This window comes from Pseudomonadota bacterium, from assembly GCA_039714795.1.
Classification (GTDB): domain Bacteria; phylum Pseudomonadota; class Alphaproteobacteria; order JAGOMX01; family JAGOMX01; genus JBDLIP01.
Window position 1 is genome coordinate 1 of the sequence record JBDLIP010000109.1, and the last position, 5,724, is coordinate 5,724.

Below are 5,724 nucleotides of genomic sequence, written 5' to 3' on the forward strand. Positions count from 1 at the left end.
GAGAATTTCTAGTAACATCTTAACCTCCATTTGTTACGGTTAGACAATACTAAAGCTAAATTTTACCTAAAATGCAAGCTTTTACTGAACAGCCCTGTTCTAGAAAAAGGATCCAGGGGATTAAAACCTTGCATATTAAAACCTTCGGATCGGTTATTTTAGATGGCATCTATATGGATCGCTTAAACATGTTGGCAGATTCTGTTATCATCAAAGGAAATACCGAGATTAAAGCCACGGATCAATTCGAAGTTAACAGATTGACGCAAGAAAGTGGCAGCCTAAGTGCTGGCAATGGAACTATTCGAGTACGCGACTTGTATGAAATTAAGTCTGGGGCTGTATTAAATGCTCTAGATAAATTACATGTTATATTTGGGGATTTTGAAAATAACGGTACAGTCAATGCTGATCATTTAACAATTAAACTTATTCATAACATAAGCAAATTAGGAAAGGTGAAGGCGAAAACACTGATGTTCGATTTGGCAGATGCGGTTGATGTAGATTGGTTGTTCCAAAATGCCGATTTACGCGGTTTTAGTATCCTGAACGTGAATGGGAATAATTATTCCAGCATAAGCGAGTTTAGTTCTAGTAGGTATTCATTTGAATCGGATGAAGATTCTTCTGATTCATTTGGATCTTTCCCTCATGCATCTGAGCCGTCGCATCATACATTTGGATCTTTCTCTGATCCATTTGGATCTTTCTCTGATCCATTTGGATCTTTCTCTGATCCATTTGGATCTTTCTCTGATCCATTTTTTGGATTTTCCCCCAGTCATGTATTACGGGGAGCACCTAGCAGTCCATTTATAACTGGAGGAGGTGGAAGCAGTTTTGGTTCAGGCCACACGCGTTTCCCCTCTGCCCCCTCAAAACCTAAACCAAATGAATCTGCACCCCAATGGCAAGATACTTTTAGGCTTAAAGGTGGACAAACGATTACACGTGCTCCTGGAATAATTTCCTGTGGGGGTATAAGTTCGGGAAGATCTCTGAGTTTTAGCAGTGGGAACTTAAATATTAATGTGTCAATTGATATGACCCGCGAGCAGTTTGTTGCCTCATTAAAAAAGACCGGTATGCTTTAGCGAAATTACTCACTGAAAACGGGTTTTGCATTCCAGCTTGGCTTTTTGCCAAGCTGGGCAAATCACTCACCCAACAAAATGTTCATAGTCCCAATACGGGGCACAGAAACGTGAGTTTTATAGACTGAAATAGGATCCATAAAATTCTTAAAAATAAGGGGCTCGTAAGTATAGAAAACTTCGGTGATAATTGCAGATTGTTTACCAACAATATCAAGATTGTTAGGCAATGAGCTCACTGGACCTCCTTCAGTCCCTATTTTACTGCTCATGGATCCATCAATCGCTTGCCAAGAAACGACCATGTTAAGCGGATCCTGGGTTTCTCCCTCATTATGGACATGAGAAATGATAACACCCTGATTTCCTGTTGTCGGATCAAATTCAAAGGGCGCAGAAATGATATCAGCTGCCCTGACAATTTGATCGAGCTGGCTGCGGTTGAGATTTTGCAAGCTCACTACATTGCTCAAGGTTCCAGCAATACGCGCCACCTTGTTATGCAAAAGCGAATACATAACAAGCTCATAGCCGCCTGATAACAAAAGCAGCAACATTGGCAAAACAAGTGCAAATTCAATAACTGCGTTGCCTTTCCTATCTTTTAAAAAATTCATCATCATGCTCACCCACGCTTTCCTTTATTTAATTGCTTGGAAAATCCTCATTCACAATGGGAGAAATTCCTCTAAGTCTAATCGGATCTTTATTCCCAAAAAATTTATAAATAGGCTGCCAATCATAATTAATTTCATAGCGCACAGCTTGACCTGGCAAACCGAAAGAACTCGTTTTGCCTTGATCTGCATCCCACTGACCATTATTGTTGATATCTAAATAGCTATCTCCAGCATCCCAGTCACCATCTCCATCAACATCGTTGATTAAGGGTTCCGGCTTTCCTACAGCAGTAAGATCATTGTAGGCACTAACCGAAATCGTAACTTTGTCGGGATCTAAAATCCCCCCACTGTAGGCCTGAACAGCATCTTTAGCAGCTTGCTCAATGGCTTCGTTCCGCGTCATCCCAGGTGAAGCTCGACCGCTCAATCCAAACTGACCGGCACGACTTGCAGCTGCATCCAATGCATTGTGTGCAACCAACATCATCCCTACATCGTACATACCGATAAGAAGTGCTAGAAAAATAGGAGCCACAATTCCAAACTCAACGGCCGCTGATCCCTCTTTTTGCTTTAGGGCCATACGCATCTTTGTTGCCAAATCCACAATTTGGATCCGCTTCAGTATATAAAAGAATTTTGTAGCTTTTGTCATTTTGCCCTCACTTGTACTTATGTACTTACTTGTGTACTTACTTATGTACTTACTTGTGCTTATCTAAAAAAATCAAAACAAATATTCTTACTTTCATCGTACAGGCGAAACTCTTAATTAAAAGTAAAGAATAATAAGCGCATAATATTTAAAAAATAAAAACATTGAATTTAATAAATTTGTTGTAAAATTACCTTAAAAATTGAAAGTTTACTGTTTGTTTACAATATTTATATTAAACTGATGTTGTAGGGGCTATAGAAAAACATCTCATTGGAGAGGTGGAGGAGGTTGAAATGTTTAGTAGAATTAGAGAATTATGTAAATCTACATTATGTAAATCTACAAAAAAATTTCTAACACAGCAAAAAGGTGGCATTGCAATCATGACTGGTTTAACGATCCTTTCGCTTGTGATCTTGTTTGGACTTGCAATCGATACTGCGCGCGTTGCTTATGTAGAAACCAAGCTTGCACACGCTGTAAGTGCTGCGGCCATTGCTGGGGCAAAATATAAAACAGAAGATGCAGCAGCCAATGTGCAAAAAGTCTTTGATGCCAATTTTCCGCCGGGCATACAAGGAACAGCTAGAGTGAACCCGACAATGACCATCACAGAAAATGGAGATAGGGTCCGAATTTCAGCGCAAACAACGATGCCGACAGCTTTTGGAAAAATAATAGGAATCGATACCTTGCCTGTTCGTTCTGTTGCAGAGGGCCTACGTGAACTTGGCGGGCTAGAAATTGCAATGGTATTTGATGTTTCGGGTCTGACAGGATTTAGAGAAATTATCCCCAACATGCAAACTGCTGCTAAGAATTTTGTGGATATTATTTATCAGTCAGACAAAGTGACCAATGGACGTGCTGTTTCTATTACTCCTTATGGTGGCGTTGTAAATGTCGGCAATAGCCATACAAGTTGGGTCCACAATGTGGTTTCGCCGGATGCTCCTTTTATCGTTAGCTCTTTTCCAACCGGAGAGCCATGGCAGGGTTGTGTCGCCAACCGAAAAGATCCCTTAGAAGAGTCAGAAGCGCCGCCAACGGTTGAAAGATGGCCTGTCCATTATGCCAGATCAACAGTTTACCCGGCAATTGATGGGGGAACCTGGCCTCCAATGCATAATGGTAAATGGGATAATGACTGGAGTGTTGACAGTAATGGGGATGTTATACAAGAGACAACCATTAGAGATGGCCCTGGTGCAAATGGATACGTTACCATAGGTCCAAACCGAAGTTGTCCTCCTGCGATTTTACCGCTCACAGCAGACCCTGTTGCGATTAAGAACTATATCGACAATCAGATTTTTACTGTTTATGGCAGTGGAACATTCAGCAATCTTGGCATGGGCTGGGGCTGGCGTACAATCTCTCCCAATTTCGATGGGCTGTGGACTGGAGGAGCGCCGATTAAAGCGTATGATGCTCCTAACAACCTAAAGGTACTTATCATATTGCTTAATGATGGTAATCGTTGGTTGGATGGTCCCTTTCCGCAACAGGGCGATCCAACTGCTTATGGCCGGCTTGAAGATGGTAAATTGGGAACAACTAACCTTAACTTCACAAAATACGAAATTGAGGTGCGAACTGAGGAATTGTGCAACAAGATCAAAGCACAAGGCGTGTTCATCTATACAGTTTCATTAATGGTTGACGATCTTGCCACACGAGAATTGTATGGACGTTGCGCCTCTGACCCAACGGCATATCACAATATTAACGGTGCTGATGAGTTAGAAGGTGCTTATGAAAACATCGCTGAAGATATTCTTCTGCGGGTTAGGCGGACAATTTGATATATTGATGCTGAAAATCGGCTAACAGGCTGTCGTCCCGGCCACCATCCCGGATCCAATCCGGGATGAACCGGGATCCAGTTTTTTTAAGGCAGTGCTCTTATCTGATAACCATTGCCATATCCCATTATTTTTTTGCAAATCATAAAAAATGGGATCCTGGATCGTAAGCATTTGGGGTTCATTGGCCTTACGGCCATGAATTCCAAATGCAACGTCCAGGATGACGGCCGTGTGAGCTGAATGATTACCAAGCTTCTTGAAAGATATCGCAACAGAACTCTCAGTTACCCGCAAACATCAAAAGCCCCCTTTTCACAGCGATGCCCCCATTTCTCTTCACCTATCGACATGCCCGAGACGGGCACAATTATTGATCAATTACGCGTGATGTATTAACATTTAGTATAATTATTTAATTATTTATTAATTAATTATATTGTACAATATATATGAGGGTAATTGCTCAACCGGGGTCTGGAAACCCCTTATTTTATGCGGATGAAAATTTTCCATCAGCCAAGGAAAGCGATCAAACCCGCATAGATCCTGGATTCCTTGAACCCCCGGTTGAGCGATTACTATATGAGATATGAGATATTATTTAAGGAGTTTTGATATGAATTTTAACAAACCATTATTAGTAGCATCATTGATATGTTCGATAACTCAAGTCGCACTTGCAGAAATAAAAATCAGTAAGTGTATTGGAAATATTGCAGAGGTCACTGATAATCTCCCACAAGGGGATAATATCATTGCAATCCTTGATTGGGATCAAACCATTAGTGCAAAGGAAGGAGAATACACTCCAAGGGAAACCGGTCCAAAGGGTACTTTAGAATCAATCAAGAAATTGTCTGAAGCAGGTATTAAAATGATTATAATGACAGCGCGTGGAGGTGGGTATGTTTACCCAGAAAAGGATCTTGATCCCTTTATTAATAAGATGCTCGAGACTATGGGATCAGAGAATTGGCTAGCTCATGGAGCGTTAAAAGATAAAAGCTATAAGACGTTACCTGTAAAAAGAAGATTGCACCTTTTAGCCAAAAATCAAATTGTATTTGCCGGAGGAGACGTGAAAGGTGAAGCTCTTGCTAAGCTCATCGACGGTAATATGTTTTACCAAAAACCAACTAAGATTATATTTGTCGACAATGCTGACTATAATATAAGAAATATGGAAGCCGTTTTTAAAAATCGGCAAGAAGAAGCTTACATCTTTCATTATCCAAATCCACCAGAGGATAGGCCATGCAGTAAGTAACAACTCATTGCTAGTAATTTGAGTCTCCAGAAGTCACAAAATGGGATGGTTCAAATAGAGGTTACAACCTCCTCGGCCGTCATCCCGGAGGTTGCATTTGGAGTTCATGGTCGTAAGGCCAATGAATCCCAAATGCTTACGGTCCAGAGGATCAAGTCCAGGATGACGACCGTGGGAGTGGCAAGATTTTTCTGGCTCTTTTGCGTTTTGAGTGGGTAAGCTGAATTTTAGGTAGGCGAACAGCGTAGTTTCAGTTGGTAAAAATCCGAAT

6 protein-coding genes are annotated in these 5,724 nt (G+C 41.1%); 3 read left to right on the top strand and 3 right to left on the bottom strand.

What is annotated here, in order from left to right:
- The first annotated feature begins 71 nt into the window (after positions 1–71).
- A complete protein-coding gene (locus ABFQ95_07210) occupies positions 72–1,097 on the top strand; it encodes a hypothetical protein (protein ID MEN8237309.1) in 1,026 nt (341 codons plus the stop codon).
- Between the two features lie 62 nt (positions 1,098–1,159).
- Here ABFQ95_07210 and tadF read toward each other — a convergent pair whose 3' ends face one another.
- Complete coding sequence (gene tadF, locus ABFQ95_07215; protein MEN8237310.1) at positions 1,160–1,720, bottom strand: tight adherence pilus pseudopilin TadF; 561 nt, start codon at positions 1,718–1,720, stop codon at positions 1,160–1,162.
- A 22-nt stretch (positions 1,721–1,742) separates the two neighbouring features.
- Complete coding sequence (locus ABFQ95_07220; protein ID MEN8237311.1) at positions 1,743–2,375, bottom strand: TadE/TadG family type IV pilus assembly protein; 633 nt, start codon at positions 2,373–2,375, stop codon at positions 1,743–1,745.
- Between the two features lie 296 nt (positions 2,376–2,671).
- Here ABFQ95_07220 and ABFQ95_07225 point away from each other — a divergent pair, with 296 nt between their 5' ends.
- Positions 2,672–4,183 (top strand): pilus assembly protein TadG-related protein, encoded by a 1,512-nt coding sequence (locus tag ABFQ95_07225; protein ID MEN8237312.1) that lies wholly within the window; start codon positions 2,672–2,674, stop codon positions 4,181–4,183.
- A 619-nt stretch (positions 4,184–4,802) separates the two neighbouring features.
- On the top strand, positions 4,803–5,453 hold the full coding sequence (locus ABFQ95_07230; protein MEN8237313.1) for a DUF2608 domain-containing protein: 651 nt from the start codon (positions 4,803–4,805) through the stop codon (positions 5,451–5,453).
- A 33-nt stretch (positions 5,454–5,486) separates the two neighbouring features.
- Here ABFQ95_07230 and ABFQ95_07235 read toward each other — a convergent pair.
- Positions 5,487–5,724, bottom strand: a 238-nt coding sequence (locus tag ABFQ95_07235; protein MEN8237314.1) for a hypothetical protein, incomplete at its 5' end; no start/stop codon positions are given.

Bases quoted from the DNA above. Each gene is read 5' to 3' on its own strand.
- tadF (MEN8237310.1), bottom strand. From the start codon at position 1,720: ATGATGATGAATTTTTTAAAAGATAGGAAAGGCAACGCAGTTATTGAA.
- ABFQ95_07225 (MEN8237312.1), top strand. From the start codon at position 2,672: ATGTTTAGTAGAATTAGAGAATTATGTAAATCTACATTATGTAAATCT.
- ABFQ95_07230 (MEN8237313.1), top strand. From the start codon at position 4,803: ATGAATTTTAACAAACCATTATTAGTAGCATCATTGATATGTTCGATA.
- ABFQ95_07220 (MEN8237311.1), bottom strand. From the start codon at position 2,375: ATGACAAAAGCTACAAAATTCTTTTATATACTGAAGCGGATCCAAATT.
- ABFQ95_07210 (MEN8237309.1), top strand. From the start codon at position 72: ATGCAAGCTTTTACTGAACAGCCCTGTTCTAGAAAAAGGATCCAGGGG.